This window comes from Vibrio sp. SBT000027, from assembly GCF_963894355.1.
GTDB lineage: Bacteria > Pseudomonadota > Gammaproteobacteria > Enterobacterales > Vibrionaceae > Vibrio > Vibrio splendidus.
Map to the genome: position 1 here is coordinate 393,864 of NZ_CAWQGD010000004.1, position 17,339 is coordinate 411,202.

The window sequence follows — 17,339 nt, forward strand, 5'->3', positions numbered from 1 at the left end:
TACCCATTCGGGTATATAAAAATTAAGTCTGTTTGATGGAGTGGCGTTAAGTCACTCCATATTACCTCTTTCCCTACACACCATACTCACTAGAGTTTGGGAGGCACTAATGTATCTACCTCAAGAAATTATTCGCAGAAAACGTGATAACGAAGTACTGACCACAGAAGAAATTAACTTTTTCATCCAAGGTGTCGCTAAAAACACGGTTTCTGAAGGCCAAATTGCCGCATTCGCAATGGCTATCTTTTTTAATGAAATGACGATGCCAGAACGTATCGCACTAACATGTGCAATGCGTGATTCAGGCATGGTAATTGACTGGAGCCACATGAACTTTGATGGCCCAATCGTTGATAAACACTCTACTGGTGGTGTTGGCGACGTAACTTCTTTGATGCTTGGCCCTATGGTGGCAGCATGTGGCGGTTTCGTTCCAATGATCTCTGGTCGTGGTTTAGGCCACACTGGCGGTACACTAGACAAGCTAGAATCTATCCCTGGTTACAACATTACACCAACCAACGATGTGTTTGGTGCCGTAACCAAAGAAGCTGGCGTGGCTATCATCGGTCAAACGGGCGACCTAGCACCGGCTGACAAGCGTGTTTATGCGACTCGTGATATCACAGCAACAGTAGACAACATCTCACTGATCACCGCTTCAATCCTATCTAAGAAACTGGCCGCTGGTCTTGATTCTCTAGTAATGGACGTAAAAGTCGGTTCAGGCGCATTCATGCCAACGTATGAAGCATCTGAAGAGTTAGCAAAATCTATCGTTGCAGTAGCAAACGGTGCAGGCACTAAAACAACAGCAATCCTAACGGACATGAACCAAGTTCTGGCTTCTTCAGCGGGTAACGCAGTTGAAGTCCGTGAAGCGGTTCAATTCCTAACAGGCGAATACCGTAATCCACGTTTGTTGGAAATCACGCTAGCGTCGTGTGCGGAAATGTTGGTGCTGGGTAACCTAGCAAAAGATTCAGATGAAGCGCGTGAAAAACTGATGGCTGTACTGGATAACGGTAAAGCAGCAGAGTGCTTCGGTAAGATGGTAGCGGGCCTTGGTGGTCCAGTAGATTTCGTAACGAACTACGATAACTACCTAGAAAAAGCAGAAATTGTTAAACCAGTGTACGCACTCGAAAGCGGTGTAGTATCAGCGATGGATACGCGTGCAATTGGTATGGCTGTCGTTGGTATGGGCGGTGGTCGCCGCGTAGCAACAGACAGCATTGATTATGCAGTCGGTTTTGATAGCTTCATTCGTCTTGGCGAAGTAGCAAGCGACGATAAACCATTAGCAATGATTCATGCTCGCAATGAACAACAGTGGCAAGAAGCTGCGACGGCATTACAAAATGCAATCACTGTGGGTGGAGAATATACAGCAACGCCAGATGTTTACCGTCAGATTCGTTCTGAAGACGTGTAAATAAAAGGTATCGGTATACCTCGTGTATACCGATAAACAGAGTTCTGGTGCAAAGAGCAATAAGTTGGTGAAGAAAATGAAAAGAGCATTTATTTTAGTTTTAGATTCATTCGGTATCGGTGAAACAGCGGATGCTGACACATTCGGCGATGTAGGTTCGGATACAATGGGTCACATTGCTGACCATTGTGATCAAGGCCTTGCAGATAACGCGGATCGTAAAGGTCCACTAACGCTGCCAAACCTGTCTAAGCTAGGTTTAGCGATGGCTCACAAAGAGTCGACAGGTCGCTTTGCTCCTGGTATGGACGCAGACGCTGAGATCATTGGCGCTTACGGTCATGCTGCTGAGCTGTCTTCTGGTAAAGACACGCCATCAGGTCACTGGGAAATCGCAGGTGTGCCGGTATTGTTTGACTGGGGCTACTTCACCGACAAAGAGAACAGCTTTCCAAAAGAACTGACTGATCGCATCCTTGAGCGTGCTGGTCTATCTGACTTCTTAGGTAACTGCCACTCATCGGGTACAGAAATCCTAGATAACCTAGGTGAAGAACACATGAAGACTGGCCTGCCAATCTTCTACACTTCTGCAGACTCTGTTTTCCAGATCGCATGTCATGAAGAGACATTCGGCCTACAAAACCTATTAGATCTTTGTCAGATTGCTCGTGAAGAGCTAGCTGACTACAACATTGGTCGTGTTATCGCTCGTCCGTTTATTGGCGCAGGTAAAGGTCAATTCGAACGTACTGGTAACCGTCGTGACCTTTCTGTTGAGCCACCAGCGGCGACGGTACTTCAGAAGCTGGTTGATGAGAAGGGCGGCAACGTTCACTCAATCGGTAAGATCTCTGATATTTACGCAGGTTGTGGTATCACTCAGAAAACCAAAGCAACAGGTATTCCAGCGCTATTTGAAGCAACCAAAGAAGCGATCACTGAAGCGGGCGACAACACTATCGTGTTCACTAACTTCGTTGATTTCGACTCAGCATACGGCCACCGTCGTGATGTTGCAGGTTACGCAGCTGCGCTAGAGTACTTCGATGGCCGCATCAATGAAATCATCGATATGATGAAAGAAGATGACGTGCTTATCCTAACAGCAGACCACGGTTGTGACCCAACATGGCCGGGTTCAGACCATACTCGTGAACATATCCCTGTGATTGTTTACGGTAACAAGGTTCCAGCAGGCTCTCTAGGCCGTCGTGATACCTTCGCTGATATCGGTCAAAGCTTAGCGTCATACTTTGGCACATCGCCAATGGGATACGGTACAAGCTTTCTATAATGGTTAACTAAGAGAGAGGGAAACCTCTCTCTTCTTTTTTGTTTTGAGATTAAGGATATTTTCAATGGCTACTCCACATATTAATGCTGAAATGGGTGATTTCGCTGACGTAGTTCTAATGCCAGGCGATCCGCTACGCGCTAAATACATCGCTGAAACCTTCTTAGAAGAAGTGGTTCAGGTGTGTGATGTTCGTAATATGTTTGGTTACACGGGTACTTACAAAGGTCGTAAGGTTTCGGTTATGGGGCACGGTATGGGCATTCCATCTTGTTCTATTTACGCGACTGAGCTGATCAAAGACTTTGGTGTGAAAAAGATCATTCGTGTCGGCAGTTGTGGTGCAGTGAGTGAAGATATCAAAGTGCGTGATGTGGTGATTGGCATGGGCGCGTGTACTGACTCAAAAGTGAACCGTATTCGCTTTAAAGGTCATGACTTCGCGGCTATCGCAGATTACAAAATGGTGCGTGCGGCAGAAGATGCAGCAAAAGCGCGTGGTGTAGACGTAAAAGTGGGTAACCTGTTCTCGGCAGAGTTGTTCTACACGCCAGATCCAGAGATGTTCGAAGTGATGGACAAATACGGCATTGTTGGCGTCGAGATGGAAGCTGCAGGTATCTATGGTGTGTGTGCTGAATACGGCGCAAAAGCTCTGACTATTTGTACTGTTTCTGATCACATCAAAACTGGTGAGCAAACCACATCAGATGAGCGTCAAACGACCTTCAACGACATGATGGTTATCGCACTAGACTCTGTGCTTCTTGGTGATCAAGAGTAAGAGTTACTTTGTGGTTTAAGTTGTTTCTAGCTCTCGAATAAATATCGCTAGCCAAATTAACAGATAACAAAAAGCCCCGTCGCTGCCTGAGCGTCGGGGCTTTTTATTGGTAATGATGTATTACTGATCGCTATTTCTTGGATTCTGAAGGCTATGTGATTTCAATCGAAATAATTCATCTTGCCTAATCCGAGGTTTTTATTTCGTGATTCCAAGACCCAAGACCTTATAACAAAGCTCATGAGTTTGCATTCTTAAGCAGCAAGTTCTCACCAGACTTGGTTTTTCTTCTACGAATGAGCATGACAAACAGCACGCCACTGACAAACCCCATCAACACCATGCCGATCATGTAGCGATCACTTTTACGATAATGGTGATCAGAAATCGCCGTCATCTTACCCGTTTCAAAGGTCACACGAATGAATCCAATGATCGCTTTCTCTGGAGAGTAGATAGGTTCAACTAATTGCTGTCTGCCGATACTTGCTGTTGAAAGTGGCGTATCTAAGCCTAGAACTTCGCGTACTGAGAGTGCTTTTTCACTCGAAGCCAGTCGAATCCCCTCTGCATCGTATATCGTGGTATCGAATACCAAGCGATCTTGAGACAGCTGATTGGTGAGATCAAGCAGTCGCTCTTGGTCTTGTTGTGTGATCGCTTTACTGGCAGAAAGTGATGCCTGAGAGATAAGCAACTTAGTCAGCGTTTCTAGCTGCTTTGCTTGGATCTTCTCGTTACCTTTACTGATCACGACTGTATTTTTAATCGTTACAACGAACATAGTAGCCAGCAAAATGAGGGCTAGCATTCGTAAAGCGTTACGTATTGAGAACAATGATTCATTCATGTTTCACGAAGCCTGAAATAAACAAATGTTATGATTAAGACATATTGAGACTTGCGTTTTCAAATTGCAATAGGTTAACGTTTAGCATAGTTAATTAGGAATCATACACATGGACGCTCAGAAATATCTGCCGATAAAAAGGCATACAACATTATTAACTCGACTCCCCGAGACTCGTTTCGCTTCTCAACTCGCTAAAGCCAAAGCCAACTGGATTGTATTCGGTGAGTATCTATCACCACAATCATTCGATGACATCGATTTTTTCACAGGCACTTACAACACCATTCTTGATACGTGGAAGGTAGGGCATTATGAAGTGGCTTTGATGTCAGGCAACCTAACACCAGCGCACGAAGAAATCCTACAGGCCTTAAAGCTTGATTATGCTTGCCTTAGCGAGGTCCCAGACCTATCTAAGCCAGGTTTGATTGTAATGGATATGGATTCCACAGCGATTCAAATTGAATGTATCGATGAGATTGCAAAGCTAGCTGGAGTGGGGGAATTAGTCTCTGAAATCACAGAGCGAGCAATGCAAGGTGAGCTCGACTTTGAACAGAGCCTACGTCAACGAGTAGGTGCACTGAAAGGTGCGGATGAATCTATTTTGGAGCAAGTGCGTCAATCATTGCCATTCATGCCAGACTTGGTTGAGCTAGTGAATACTCTGAATAAGCTTGGTTGGAAGACGGCAATTGCTTCAGGTGGCTTTACTTACTTCTCTGACTATCTGAAAGATACGCTTGATCTTGACCACGCTCAGTCAAACACGCTTGAAATCATTAATGGTAAATTGACGGGTGAAGTCTTAGGCGATGTTGTTTCGGCGCAGACTAAAGCGGATATCTTGGTAGAGTTAGCTGAAGAGTACGAATTGGAACTGCATAACACTGTTGCCGTTGGTGATGGTGCTAATGACTTGGTTATGATGGGTTCTGCAGGTTTAGGCATCGCCTACCATGCGAAACCAAAAGTAGAGCAACAAGCTCAAACTGCTGTGCGTTATGCCGGTTTAGGCGGGGTACTTTGCATCTTGTCGGGTGTACTAGCTAAGCAGCAAAAAATCAGCTGGCAAGCGAAGCCTTAGGGGTTCTACCTAAGTGCTATTGGCTATGTATCTTATTTAGCTATAGTGGCTCAGACACAAAAAAAGCAGGCTATCAGCCTGCTTTTTCTATTTTCATGCTTAAGTTAAGACACTGTTCGAAGTTAGCGTGTTAGCTCCAATCGAATCAACACTTCATCGGTAATATCTTCTATCTCACCATAACCAATAAAAGCCGTGACCTCATTCTCTAGCTTCTTGGCTTGGTGCATGCTGATGCGTGAGAGCTCTTCTAAATCAGATTGAAATAAACTCGTTAGCGGATTAAAAATAGGTGCAGTAGTGACTCGTAGTACATACACGTCACCTAAATGCTGAGCTTTCTTGATGAATAAGATGCGTTCCTTTGCCGAGGCGAAGTCTTTGACCAACTTCGTGTGTACGGATTGGATCTTGTCGCCAAACTTAACCGCAGCAATATAGATATCATGGTGTTTAGGTTCAGCACCTTCAATTCTTTTCAGTGGTTCAGCCAACAGCGAGTTAGAGTGCCCTTTGAAAATAGGTTCGAGTGAGAACTTTTGGTTGTGACCAAGCTTAGCGAGCAGTGCTAAGTGTTTATTCAGAGGGAAGTTTACGCCAATGATCTTACAACGCAGTGTTGAGCCCGGTTTATCAATGAATATTGGGTTGCTGACCATCTTGCTCAGCAAAATGTTGTGTAGAGACTCGAGCAGAGAATGTGTTGGCAGTATCTCTTTCTTCTTAATCAACTTGCTTTGGTTTTGATCGATAAGCCCATTGAGAAAGGCGATAGTACGCATTGTCTTCGTGTTCTCGGCGATAACCAACTGCACGTTGCGACCATTCGGGCTGACTCGAATCACGTGGTAAGGCACGGTGCTTAATGGCAGGTTTTTGTCGTAGAGCTGCAGTTCATTGAAGTTTACTAATACCGGGTCATTAATCTTGAGTACCATCGGATGCTCAAGAGCAATGCTGAGTCCACGTTTTGAGATATCTAAGGTATGTCCGTTAGCCGCGGCGCCATCTTGTGAGGTGAGCTGTAACGGTGACTTAAATTGATACCTCGGTTCTTTGCGACGAGTTTGAGAGTCGAAGTAGATACTTTGAATATTCCCCACTACAGAGCGCGGATGACGGAAGCGGTTCAGTTCACTGCTTGGAATACGTGGTTTTTCACTCAATAGATAGTCAGCCGCACTTTCGTGATCGCCAATCTCTTGCAAGATTCCACAATGCGTCAGTTGTGCTGAGCTTTGAGCTAACGTATCCGAGTGCTTGGCTAAGGCTTGTCTCTCAGTGTCTGAAAGTTCGAACACCGAGAACTTGAACGCCTTCCAGCTTTTACGTTTCCCCCCGATGTGCCAGAACAACTGTCTTTGCTCTCGAGAGGCTTCAGGAAGCATCATTGAGTAGAACAAGGTCTTGTCTTGATGCTCATGAGTAAACGAGTAAATAACGTTACTGGTTCCCTTTACGCCAGGTTTAGCCAGCAAGTTCATTCGTTGTTCATTGAACAGGGTACCCAGAGCTTGTTGGTTTCGCTCATCGTGCCAGTATTGCCACAGCGGATGGTTGTTATCCGTAAGTAGAGCAAGCTTTAGTTCACTGCCGCTAAAGAAAAGAGGAAGATTACAGGTGTGCTTGAGATAGGTGTGTTCGATACCTCGAGTACGAGTTCGAATGATTCTATCTTGATTCTCATGGCTGGTTTTCTTGCTTGAGCTATTCAAAGACTCATCAAGCAAGCGGGCTACAATATTGTTATTGCTTACCTTGATGGTTCTTAAAAATTTGACGGCGTTATTCTCGTAAGACTCATCAATGCCCAGAACGCGGAATTCGACCGCTTGGTAAACATCGTTTTCTTGCGACTTTTCGATAAGCTCTGTGAACTTAACGCTGATGATCTCACCGAGGTTGTACTTAAAGGCGCTTGGTACCTTGAATTTTGCACCCGACGGGGAAATATCAACCGTCACACCGTGTAGGCTTTGGCCTTTAGATGTGGTGATCTCAACCTGTGAGCTAATCTTGAGTCTGTTTTCTTGACGCTTTAAGTCGTAACCGAGGTTAATGGCTTCCGCTTCATATGGGCTATTAGCGTTAGTGAGATCTTGATTATGTTGAGACGAGGTTTTAACGATATTACGAAGTGGCTGAGTTCGCGGAGTCATCACTAACTCCCACGCGCCCTCTGTATAGCCTTTAAATTTTTTAGTACCACGTTGATACGCGTTCAAAGCAATATCATCAAGCCAGTGTTTACGACCATCTAACGTAAATTGACGGCATTCAGTGTCAATACGTCCGCGTAAATCAATGCTCTTTGTGCACGGAGCCATGATACGATTCAGTTCCATTTTAACGAGCAATTTCAGAGACGGGGATTCACCTTCTGTCATTTGAGAAAGAAGGAAGTCGAAATCCTCAGCGTGGTAGGCTGGGATGAGTCGCTCTGCTACAGATAGAATTTCAGATTGCTGCATACTTTTCTTGTTAGAATGGACGGTACGTTTATGTTATCGACTAGTTTAAATCGATCTTTAAGTATAAGTGGTATGACTGCAACTTTTATTTTCACCCGTACGGTCAAATAAGTCACAAATTGACAACATCATTGTGTAACTGAGTAAATTATTGAGGTTTTATGGCTAAGGCAAAACGAGCTTATGTGTGTAATGACTGTGGTGCTGACTTTCCACGTTGGCAGGGGCAGTGCAATGCATGTGGTGCTTGGAACACGATTACCGAAGTTAGGTTAGCGGCTTCACCTCAAGTTGCGCGTAATGAACGACTCAGTGGTGGTTACGCGGGTGGGGCAACAGAATCGAGCGTTCAGACATTATCGGAAATTAACCTGCAAGAAGTCCCTCGCTTTAGCAGTGGCTTCAAAGAACTCGACCGCGTTCTCGGTGGTGGTGTCGTACCTGGCGCTGCAATTCTGATTGGTGGTAACCCAGGTGCCGGTAAATCAACACTGTTACTGCAGACCATGTGTCAGCTCTCTTCTCAGTTGCCAACACTTTATGTCACAGGTGAAGAATCACTGCAACAAGTCGCGATGCGAGCCTCTCGACTCGGTTTACCGAAAGAACATCTCAAAATGCTCTCTGAAACCAATGTTGATAAGATCTGTCAGGTTGCCGAAAAAGAGCAACCTAAGATCATGGTTATCGACTCAATCCAAGTTATGCATGTCGCTGATGTTCAATCATCGCCAGGGAGTGTTGCTCAAGTTCGTGAGTCAGCAACCGCATTAACGCGCTATGCGAAACAGAACAACGTTGCGGTGTTCTTGGTGGGACACGTAACTAAAGACGGCACATTAGCGGGGCCAAAAGTACTGGAACACATTATTGACTGTTCCGTGCTGTTAGATGGCGGAACCGATAGCCGCTTTAGAACGCTGCGCAGTCACAAGAACCGTTTTGGTGCGGTCAATGAGTTGGGTGTGTTTGCAATGACAGGCCAAGGTCTTAAAGAAGTCAGCAACCCATCGGCTATTTTCTTGTCTCGCGGTGAAGAAGAAACCTCGGGCAGTTCGGTCATGGTTGTGTGGGAAGGGACACGTCCACTTCTTGTTGAAATCCAAGCGCTGGTGGACTATTCCCAGCTCGCTAATCCACGTCGTGTTGCTGTTGGTCTAGAGCAAAATAGGCTTTCACTGTTATTAGCCGTGCTGCATAAACATGGCGGCTTACAAATGGCTGACCAAGATGTGTTTGTGAATGTCGTCGGTGGTGTTAAAGTAACCGAAACCAGTGCCGATCTTGCATTAGTGATCGCTTTACTTTCGAGTTTCAGAGACCGTGCATTGCCAAAAGATGTGGTGGTATTTGGGGAAGTAGGCCTCGCGGGTGAGATTCGACCTGTACCGAGCGGGCAAGAGCGCTTAAATGAGGCATTTAAACATGGCTTTAAGAGAGCGATTGTTCCGGCGGCCAACATGCCAAAAGGGGGCATTCCAGGAATGCAGATCCACGGTGTGAAAAAATTATCAGAAGCAATTAATGCTTTTGATGAGTTGTAATTGAGCTCACTTCAGCTACTCTATACAGCAGAAATTCAGTCTAACTTAAACGCTATTTTCGCTTTAAGTTAGCACTAAACTTAACAATCATTTAGATTGTTTCTACAGATTGCCTTTTTCTATATGTTAGAAAAAGGCAAAGTTTTTTAGTCCCAAATGCATGCAAAGCTATCAGTCTTCACAGATTGTGATATACTCTGCGCGCATTTTATATCCTATTAACAGAGTAAGACAATGGCAGATTTATCGAAATACAGAAACATTGGTATTTTCGCGCACGTTGATGCGGGTAAAACAACTACCACTGAGCGTATCCTTAAGCTAACTGGTCAGATCCACAAGACTGGTGAAGTACATGATGGCGAATCAACTACTGACTTCATGGAACAGGAAGCTGAGCGCGGAATTACTATCCAATCAGCAGCTGTAAGCTGTTTCTGGAACGGTCACCGTCTAAACGTTATCGATACTCCTGGACACGTTGACTTCACAGTTGAAGTATACCGTTCTCTTAAAGTACTTGATGGCGGTATCGGTGTATTCTGTGGTTCTGGTGGTGTTGAACCACAATCAGAAACTAACTGGCGCTACGCTAACGAATCAGAAGTATCTCGTCTGATCTTCGTTAACAAACTAGACCGTATGGGTGCAGATTTCTACAACGTTGTTGACCAAGTTAAAAACGTTCTAGGCGCAACTCCTCTAGTTATGGTTCTACCAATCGGCCGCGAAGATGAATTCGTGGGTGTTGTAGACCTTCTAAGCCGTAAAGCATACGTTTGGGATGACACTGGTCTTCCTGAAAACTACGAAATTCTAGATGTTCCAGCGGACATGGTAGATGACGTAGAGCAATACCGTGAAGAGCTAATCGAAACTGCTGTAGAGCAAGACGATGACCTAATGGAAGCTTACATGGAAGGTGAAGAGCCTTCTATCGAAGACATCAAGCGTTGTATCCGTAAAGGTACTCGTGACCTAGCGTTCTTCCCAACTTACTGTGGTTCTGCATTCAAGAACAAGGGTGTTCAAATCATTCTTGACGCTGTTGTAGATTACCTACCTTCTCCAACTGAAGTTGATCCTCAACCTCTAATGGACGAGAACGGCGAAGAAACTGGCAACCACGCTATCGTTTCTACTGAAGAAACGTTTAAAGCGCTTGCATTCAAAATCATGGATGACCGTTTCGGTGCTCTAACTTTCGTTCGTATTTACTCTGGTAAATTGAACAAAGGCGACACGATTCTTAACTCATTCACAGGTAAAACTGAGCGTGTTGGCCGTATGGTTGAGATGCAAGCTGATGACCGTAACGAACTAACTAGCGCACAAGCTGGTGACATCATTGCGATCGTTGGTATGAAGAACGTGCAAACAGGTCACACTCTATGTGATCCTAAAGATCAAGTAACGCTTGAGCCAATGGTATTCCCAACTCCAGTAATCTCTATCGCTGTATCTCCAAAAGATAAAGGCGGTTCTGAGAAAATGGGTATCGCTATCGGTAAAATGGTTGCAGAAGATCCATCTTTCCAAGTTGAAACTGACGAAGAAACTGGCGAAACTATCCTGAAAGGTATGGGTGAGCTTCACCTAGACATCAAGGTAGATATCCTTAAGCGTACTTACGGCGTTGACCTAACAGTTGGTGCTCCTCAAGTTGCTTACCGTGAAACTATCACTCAAGCAATTGAAGATAGCTACACGCATAAGAAACAGTCTGGTGGTTCTGGTCAATTCGGTAAGATCGATTACCGTATCAAGCCTGGCGAACCTGGTTCTGGCTTTACGTTCTCTTCAAAAGTTGTTGGCGGTAACGTACCTAAAGAATTCTGGCCTGCTGTTGAGAAAGGCTTTGGCGGCATGATGGAAAACGGCGTACTAGCTGGCTTCCCTACGCTAGACGTTGAAGTTGAACTTTACGATGGTGGTTTCCACGCAGTCGATTCATCTGCAATCGCATTTGAAATCGCAGCGAAAGGTGCATTCCGTCAATCTATGCCTAAAGCTGGCGCGCAACTTCTTGAGCCAATCATGAACGTTGACGTATTTACTCCAGAAGATCACGTTGGTGATGTTATCGGTGACCTTAACCGTCGTCGTGGCATGATCAAAGATCAACAAGCTGGCGTAACTGGCGTTCGTATTAAAGCTGACGTACCACTTTCAGAAATGTTTGGTTACATCGGTCACCTACGTACAATTACTTCAGGCCGTGGCCAATTCTCTATGGAATTCGCACAGTACTCTCCATGTCCAATGAACGTGGCAGAAGAAGTAATCGCTAAAGTTAAAGCAGAAAAAGAAGCTGGTAAGTAATTAGCTCTTTTCTAAATTAACTAAAAAAGCCCCGCAAGTGAAAGCTTGCGGGGCTTTTTGTTATCTTACTCTTGGAAGACTAAGACTAAGACTAAGACTAAGACTAAGACTAAGACTAAGACTTAAGAGTTCTGTTTTAACTCAATGTAAATCGACTCAACCTTCACTCGAGCCCAATCTGTTTTACGCAAAAACTTTAAGCTAGATTTAATGCTTGGATCTTTTTTAAAGCAGTTGATGTTCACCATGTAACTCAACTCTTCCCAACCGTAATGTTCAACCAATTCAGTCAGTAGCTTCTGTAGAGTGATACCGTGAAGTGGATTATTGTCTTGTGTCATGAGATGTTCTCGCCATTTATTTGAGCTCAGTATATCAGTTTCGCTTTATGAATTATCAGACCATTTAAGTTGGTAATCTGTATCGATAATAGAAAGTTCTTCTCGACCTCTATTCCCAAACAGCCGAACCTGATTTTGCATCCAAGCCTCAAAACGCTTTATCTTTTCTCGATGAAAGTAGCCAGCGGGGGCGCATAAGAAGTAATTGTATTTAGGCTTGAGTGCTAAGTTACCGATTCGAACGAGTTTCTTTTCCTGCAAATACCTATACACCAAACTGTGCTTCACAAGAGCAACGCCTTGTACGGATAATGCACCTTCTAAAACAAAATGCGAGCCATCAAATTGCAATGATGAGCGTCCTGCCTTCGCTCCAACAATGTCTAGCCATAGATTCCAATCCATATCTGGCCATCGATCTTCAATCAATTCAGCTTTGTGTAGATCGTCAATGTCATGGATCCCATGCTTCTCTTGATAAATCGGGTGACAAACTGGGTAAACCACCTCGTCCATTAACCAACGAGACTCGATATTTGGGTAGTTACCGTGACCATACCGAACGCAGACATCGACATTAGAATCTTCAAACGTCACGAGCTTGTTGGTCGGTTCAATCAACATGGATAGATCTGGGTGACGATCGCGAAAGTCGCCAATTCTAGGTACCAACCAGTGTTGGGCAAATGATGGCACGGTTGAAATAGAAAGTTGAGTAGGGTTTGGGTCTTGGTTAATTCGCCTCACACCATCTTGAATGTGGGCAAAGCCTTTCTTTGCTTGCAGGTAAAGTACTTCACCTTCGTGAGTGAGTACTATTTTTCGGTGCTGGCGAATAAACAAGTCTGCGCCTAGCCATTCTTCAAGTTGGCGAATTTGTTGGCTGACGGCGGCTGCCGTGACAAACAGCTTTTCAGCTGCGAGCTTAAAACTGCCAGTTTCAGCCGCAGTATAAAAATAGTAGATCCCTTGGAATGGTGGGGTGCGTTCTCTCACATTAGTTTTCCTTAACTGAATGTCAGTATCTATCGTTTGTCGATGTTGCTCTGTTGGTCGATTATTGACCATAACAAAGCGAAAGATCAACAGGAGAAAGGTTATGAATACAATAACTGCGGGAAAAAATAGTCATCAAGCATTCTTTTCATCATTATCAGTTAAGAAATACTATTCTAAATTTAAACTGTATTTTCAGAACCGTAGAACGAGAAAGCACCTAGCTGAACTGTCAGATCATTTACTTGAAGATGTTGGTATTACCCGAGGCCAGGCTAATGAAGAGGTGAGAAAAGCATTTTGGGAGTGATTCAGGTGATCAGACGTAACTCTTTCTTCTTAGGAGGAGTTACGCCAAAACCAATGCTAGATCTTTGAGATATCAGAAACCTCTTCATGCAGCCACTCAGTAAACGCCGCAATACGCTCTTCTCTCGGGGAGTTAGGATCAAAGCATAGGTTGACTTGAACACCGGGTGTCATGCCTATATCAAAGGGCTTCACTAGCAAGCCGCGTTCGATGAAGTCACCAGCCAAGCTGTCTGTTGCCAAGCAAACCCCATGTCCCGCCATGACCGTGGTTAACCCCATATCAAAGGTACCGACTTCCATCCACTGAATGGTGCTGCTTTGAGTCGATATGTTTGCTTGCCTAAACCATTCCTCCCACGGGAAACAACCGCTATCAAACTGAATCAACCAACATTTGAGGAGTTGTTCAGGTGATGTGAAGTTCAAAGAGTTTGCGAGTTCAGGGGAACAAAAAGGGTAAACCGGTTCGTTGATTAGCATCTCAAGAGTCAAGCCTTCTTCAACGCATAGATCCTCGCCCTGCAGAATAGCCACATCAATCTCGCCATGTTTTAAATTTGGGGTATCAGACCCTGTTAGCACCTTAATTGGGATTTCTGGGTGCTTTACCGAGAACTTCCACAGCCTAGGCAGTAACCAACGAGAAGCAAAAGAGGGGGGACTTCTAACAACAAGCAGCCCTTGAATAGGTTCTGATTGGATCTTGTTTAACCCCAGCAGAACCTCTTGAAATCCATCAGAGACATGTCTAAAAAGTGTGTGCCCTTCATGCGTCAAAGTCATTGCGCGCCCCTTACGAATAAAGAGCTTACATCCAACCTGTTCTTCTAACTGTCGTATCTTCTGGCTGACGGCTGCTTGAGTGACGAACAGCTCTTCAGCCGCTTTGCTGTAATTGCTCAAGCGTGCTGCAACTTCAAAGTAACGGAGGCCTGAAAGGTGACGCAGTCTATTGTCCATAATCTCAGCTTATAGTTCTTGTTAATAATGGTTGTTCGATTATCGAACAGGTTGTTTTCATAATAGCGACAAATAAACAAGGAATACAAGAGAGGTAAAATGAAAACAATAACCTGTTGGGTCGGCAGATTTGTTAATCAGATGCTTAAAGTTAATGATAAAACCAAGATGAGTAAGACGGCTAAATCGAGACAAGTTATTACTTCGGAATCGCTGAGCAGTCGAATGAAGGAGGACATCGGTCTGGACAATGGGAGCAATGATGCGGCTGATTACACTAAATACCTATAAGTTGAGCTTACAAAAAAGGAGCCGTACTGGCTCCTTCTCGATTTTGATTACTCTTCCCAAACTACCAATTTATCTTTCGGCCAGTTATGACCGACTTCATGGTATTTCTGCTCAAGGATATGTCGCTTTATCTTGAGAGTCGGAGTAAGAACACCATTGTCGATGCTCCATGGTTCCTTAATCATCAGTACGCCTTTAATCTTCTCATGCGAAGCTAGCTGTTCGTTCATTTTTTCAATGACGCGTTTGCTTGTTCTTTCGTAACGAGCCCGATCAAAATTAGGGAAGTCATGCGGTACTACGAGCAGGATAGGGCCAGGTAAGCCTAAGCCTATCAAACACATCATTTCTACACGACTGTACTCAAAGAGTTTATTTTCGATTGGTACAGGAGCGACAAACTTGCCTTTCGCGGTTTTAAAGGTATCTTTCTTACGCCCACGAATCGTTAAATAGCCCTCGCTGTCGATATCACCAATATCGCCCGTATGAAGCCAACCTTCTGAGTTAAAAGATTCTTGAGTTGCAATGTCATTTTTGTAATAACCAGAGAACATGCCTTTGCTTCGAACTAAAATCTCTTCGTCTTCTGCAATTTTGAGTTCAATGCCCGGACCAGCGTTACCTACAGTACCAATTTTGTCGGCTCTAAACGGGTGGTTAATCGTGCTGTAGGCGAAAGACTCAGTCATTCCCCAAGCTTCGGTAATGTGTAGGCCAACACTCTCATACCATGCAAGTAGAGCTGGTGATACTGGAGCTGAGCCACAGCCAAGAACGCGAGCTTGGTCTAACCCCAGACCATCAGCCAGTTTCTTCTTAATTAGGTTATTCACGAACGGAATTTTAAGTAAGAAGTTCAGTTTTTTCTGTGGAAGTTTATCTTGGATTCGTTGTTGGAATAGAGTCCATAAACGAGGAACTGAAATAAACAAAGTTGGACGATGCATTTTTACATCATCAATAAATGTGTCTAAAGATTCAGGGAAAGCAGTAACCACCCCACCCATCACTGAAGAACCAAAGATGTACACTCGTTCGGTTATATGGGCAAGCGGCAGATAAGAAAACAGGCGATCGCCAGGTTGGATACCAATGTGATCGATTAATCTCTGAACTGACCATGTAAAGGCACCATACGTGAGCATTGCGCCTTTCGGTAACCCAGACGTACCCGAAGTATAAACAAGCGACATCAGCTTATCATCGTGATGCTGAGGTCTTTTGGTTGAGGGTTCATGTGTCTCGATAAGTTGCTCAAAAGTGTGCTGGCACTTAGCGGCAGTATCGTAGGGTAACGAGATACTAATTAGACTCGGATTATCATCGAGTACTTTTTGAGTGGCTTTAGGATCATCAAGCTTACCTGCAATTACAATCTTACTTTCACTGTGTTCAATACAGTATTGAATTGTGTCTGCACCCGCTGTTGGAAAGATTGGGACGCTGACAAAATCTCCTAACATCATGGCAAGGTCACAGATAAACCACTCTGCACAGTTTTTTGAAACGATAGCGACTCGATCGCCGGGTTGGGCTCCGAGTCCTTCTAATGCTGACGCCAGTTTTAGTGCTTTGTCGGCCACTTCTTTATAAGTGAACTCAACAAATTGGCGGTTAATGATTTGTTTTAAATAGACTTCATCTGGGCGTTCTTCTGCCCATTTTAAAATCATGTCATTGGGTGTAGGGAGAGCTGTTGCTTTTTCTTGGCTAAACTCGTTAGGCTGAATCATTGTCTAACTCCATGTTTTTCGCTAAGTTATTTTTGTTAAAATCATGTTAAATGTACCATGATTTTTTCTTTTAGGGAGTAAAATTAGCGTTTTCTGTTATCCGTGCAGGCACGTCTGTAACTTGCGGGTGTTACTCCGGTCCTTTTCTTAAAGATTCTTGAAAAATACGACACATCCTTGTATCCACATTGGTAAGAAATAACAGCTATTTTTGATTCGGTATCGGCTTCGATTAACTTTTTGGCTAACAGGATTCGTTTATCGCACACAAAGTCTCTAAAGCTTACCCCAAAGTGTAGATGAAACTTCTTAGAAAAGTAGGTTGTTGAACAATGACACTTTTCTGCGATTTCTGTTTCTCTGATTTCTTTGTTGATGTTGTCCATAACAAAGTTAACGACTTCAGAGGTAAACAACTTTGCAGGTAATTGATTGTTGTTGTTTGTATCTCGGTCGAGATCAAAGTGAGGCTCGAAGATATGTTGCGTTTTACGTTGTAGTTCTTCGAACTTACTGGTCAGATGTTTACTGTTTGTTTCGATAATAAAAAATATATTCTTATGATTTCGAACGATATTAGGTAACGGGTCTGAGCAAATAATGACTATTCTTTTATTTAGGTTCTCGCAAATAGATAAAGCCATTGTAAGTAGTTGAAGTTTATCTGGCTTATTCAATATGAAAAACACTAACCTTACATCTAAGTTACTGATTATAGATATATCTTGTCCAAAGTTTTCAATAGGAAAGTAGTGGCTTATTTTATTGATAATAACAGCGTTAAAATCACTATCCTTATCTGATAATAAAGGTGTTACTACTTTCATATAAATACCAACTCTATTTCATATTTAAATGTGGCTTTAAAATTAGCTAAATTACTATACGTAACAATTAGATTAGAAGT

General features: G+C 43.8%; 14 protein-coding genes. 7 read left to right on the forward strand and 7 right to left on the reverse strand.

Translation table 11 applies throughout. The features are described from left to right. Positions 1 to 109: 109 nt before the first annotated feature. The 3 genes from deoA to deoD all read left to right on the forward strand — a co-directional run bounded on the left by deoA (position 110) and on the right by deoD (position 3,519). Positions 110 to 1,438: a thymidine phosphorylase gene (gene deoA, locus AACU28_RS11760; protein WP_026012373.1), complete on the forward strand. Its 1,329-nt coding sequence runs from the start codon at positions 110 to 112 to the stop codon at positions 1,436 to 1,438. Positions 1,439 to 1,514: 76 nt separating this feature from the next. Continuing rightward, positions 1,515 to 2,735 (forward strand): phosphopentomutase, encoded by a 1,221-nt coding sequence (locus tag AACU28_RS11765; RefSeq protein WP_029224167.1) that lies wholly within the window; start codon positions 1,515 to 1,517, stop codon positions 2,733 to 2,735. A 64-nt stretch (positions 2,736 to 2,799) separates the two neighbouring features. Then, complete coding sequence (gene deoD, locus AACU28_RS11770) at positions 2,800 to 3,519, forward strand: purine-nucleoside phosphorylase (RefSeq protein WP_004734474.1); 720 nt, start codon at positions 2,800 to 2,802, stop codon at positions 3,517 to 3,519. Between the two features lie 238 nt (positions 3,520 to 3,757). Here deoD and AACU28_RS11775 read toward each other — a convergent pair whose 3' ends face one another. After that, complete coding sequence (locus AACU28_RS11775) at positions 3,758 to 4,369, reverse strand: YtjB family periplasmic protein (protein ID WP_017080011.1); 612 nt, start codon at positions 4,367 to 4,369, stop codon at positions 3,758 to 3,760. Between the two features lie 109 nt (positions 4,370 to 4,478). Between AACU28_RS11775 and serB the strand changes: the two genes are divergently transcribed. Continuing rightward, positions 4,479 to 5,459, forward strand: a complete 981-nt coding sequence (gene serB, locus AACU28_RS11780; protein ID WP_004734472.1) for a phosphoserine phosphatase — start codon at positions 4,479 to 4,481, stop codon at positions 5,457 to 5,459. A gap of 122 nt (positions 5,460 to 5,581) precedes the next feature. On the opposite strand, the gene AACU28_RS11785 is transcribed toward serB, so the two are convergent. Continuing rightward, positions 5,582 to 7,930, reverse strand: a complete 2,349-nt coding sequence (locus tag AACU28_RS11785; RefSeq protein ID WP_121602979.1) for a PilZ domain-containing protein — start codon at positions 7,928 to 7,930, stop codon at positions 5,582 to 5,584. Between the two features lie 161 nt (positions 7,931 to 8,091). Between AACU28_RS11785 and radA the strand changes: the two genes are divergently transcribed. Then, positions 8,092 to 9,474 (forward strand): DNA repair protein RadA, encoded by a 1,383-nt coding sequence (radA, locus tag AACU28_RS11790; RefSeq protein WP_017092478.1) that lies wholly within the window; start codon positions 8,092 to 8,094, stop codon positions 9,472 to 9,474. A 234-nt stretch (positions 9,475 to 9,708) separates the two neighbouring features. After that, complete coding sequence (gene fusA / locus AACU28_RS11795) at positions 9,709 to 11,796, forward strand: elongation factor G (protein ID WP_004734469.1); 2,088 nt, start codon at positions 9,709 to 9,711, stop codon at positions 11,794 to 11,796. Between the two features lie 122 nt (positions 11,797 to 11,918). Here fusA and AACU28_RS11800 read toward each other — a convergent pair whose 3' ends face one another. Both AACU28_RS11800 and AACU28_RS11805 read right to left on the reverse strand, forming a co-directional pair. After that, complete coding sequence (locus AACU28_RS11800; RefSeq protein ID WP_004734468.1) at positions 11,919 to 12,137, reverse strand: VF530 family protein; 219 nt, start codon at positions 12,135 to 12,137, stop codon at positions 11,919 to 11,921. Between the two features lie 45 nt (positions 12,138 to 12,182). Beyond that, entirely contained in the window at positions 12,183 to 13,133 is a 951-nt protein-coding gene (locus AACU28_RS11805) for a LysR substrate-binding domain-containing protein (protein ID WP_121602980.1), read from the reverse strand. Between the two features lie 103 nt (positions 13,134 to 13,236). Here AACU28_RS11805 and AACU28_RS11810 point away from each other — a divergent pair, with 103 nt between their 5' ends. After that, entirely contained in the window at positions 13,237 to 13,443 is a 207-nt protein-coding gene (locus tag AACU28_RS11810) for a DUF1127 domain-containing protein (protein WP_017080015.1), read from the forward strand. Positions 13,444 to 13,499: 56 nt separating this feature from the next. On the opposite strand, the gene AACU28_RS11815 is transcribed toward AACU28_RS11810, so the two are convergent. The 3 genes from AACU28_RS11815 to AACU28_RS11830 form a co-directional block, all read right to left on the reverse strand. Next, the gene (locus tag AACU28_RS11815; RefSeq protein WP_121602981.1) at positions 13,500 to 14,405 is read right to left on the reverse strand and encodes a LysR substrate-binding domain-containing protein; all 906 of its coding nucleotides are present in this window, start codon (positions 14,403 to 14,405) and stop codon (positions 13,500 to 13,502) included. Between the two features lie 338 nt (positions 14,406 to 14,743). Further along, positions 14,744 to 16,432 (reverse strand): AMP-binding protein, encoded by a 1,689-nt coding sequence (locus AACU28_RS11825; protein WP_121602983.1) that lies wholly within the window; start codon positions 16,430 to 16,432, stop codon positions 14,744 to 14,746. An 83-nt stretch (positions 16,433 to 16,515) separates the two neighbouring features. Then, on the reverse strand, positions 16,516 to 17,259 hold the full coding sequence (locus tag AACU28_RS11830) for a helix-turn-helix domain-containing protein (RefSeq protein WP_102535114.1): 744 nt from the start codon (positions 17,257 to 17,259) through the stop codon (positions 16,516 to 16,518). Positions 17,260 to 17,339 lie beyond the last annotated feature (80 nt).

What these genes read in the sequence shown, in the direction of transcription:
- AACU28_RS11810 (WP_017080015.1), top strand. Translation starts at nt 13,237, where the DNA reads ATGAATACAATAACTGCGGGAAAAAATAGTCATCAAGCATTCTTTTCA.
- AACU28_RS11825 (WP_121602983.1), bottom strand. Translation starts at nt 16,432, where the DNA reads ATGATTCAGCCTAACGAGTTTAGCCAAGAAAAAGCAACAGCTCTCCCT.
- deoD (WP_004734474.1), top strand. Translation starts at nt 2,800, where the DNA reads ATGGCTACTCCACATATTAATGCTGAAATGGGTGATTTCGCTGACGTA.
- AACU28_RS11765 (WP_029224167.1), top strand. Translation starts at nt 1,515, where the DNA reads ATGAAAAGAGCATTTATTTTAGTTTTAGATTCATTCGGTATCGGTGAA.
- AACU28_RS11815 (WP_121602981.1), bottom strand. Translation starts at nt 14,405, where the DNA reads ATGGACAATAGACTGCGTCACCTTTCAGGCCTCCGTTACTTTGAAGTT.
- radA (WP_017092478.1), top strand. Translation starts at nt 8,092, where the DNA reads ATGGCTAAGGCAAAACGAGCTTATGTGTGTAATGACTGTGGTGCTGAC.
- AACU28_RS11830 (WP_102535114.1), bottom strand. Translation starts at nt 17,259, where the DNA reads ATGAAAGTAGTAACACCTTTATTATCAGATAAGGATAGTGATTTTAAC.
- fusA (WP_004734469.1), top strand. Translation starts at nt 9,709, where the DNA reads ATGGCAGATTTATCGAAATACAGAAACATTGGTATTTTCGCGCACGTT.
- deoA (WP_026012373.1), top strand. Translation starts at nt 110, where the DNA reads ATGTATCTACCTCAAGAAATTATTCGCAGAAAACGTGATAACGAAGTA.
- AACU28_RS11785 (WP_121602979.1), bottom strand. Translation starts at nt 7,930, where the DNA reads ATGCAGCAATCTGAAATTCTATCTGTAGCAGAGCGACTCATCCCAGCC.
- AACU28_RS11775 (WP_017080011.1), bottom strand. Translation starts at nt 4,369, where the DNA reads ATGAATGAATCATTGTTCTCAATACGTAACGCTTTACGAATGCTAGCC.
- AACU28_RS11800 (WP_004734468.1), bottom strand. Translation starts at nt 12,137, where the DNA reads ATGACACAAGACAATAATCCACTTCACGGTATCACTCTACAGAAGCTA.
- serB (WP_004734472.1), top strand. Translation starts at nt 4,479, where the DNA reads ATGGACGCTCAGAAATATCTGCCGATAAAAAGGCATACAACATTATTA.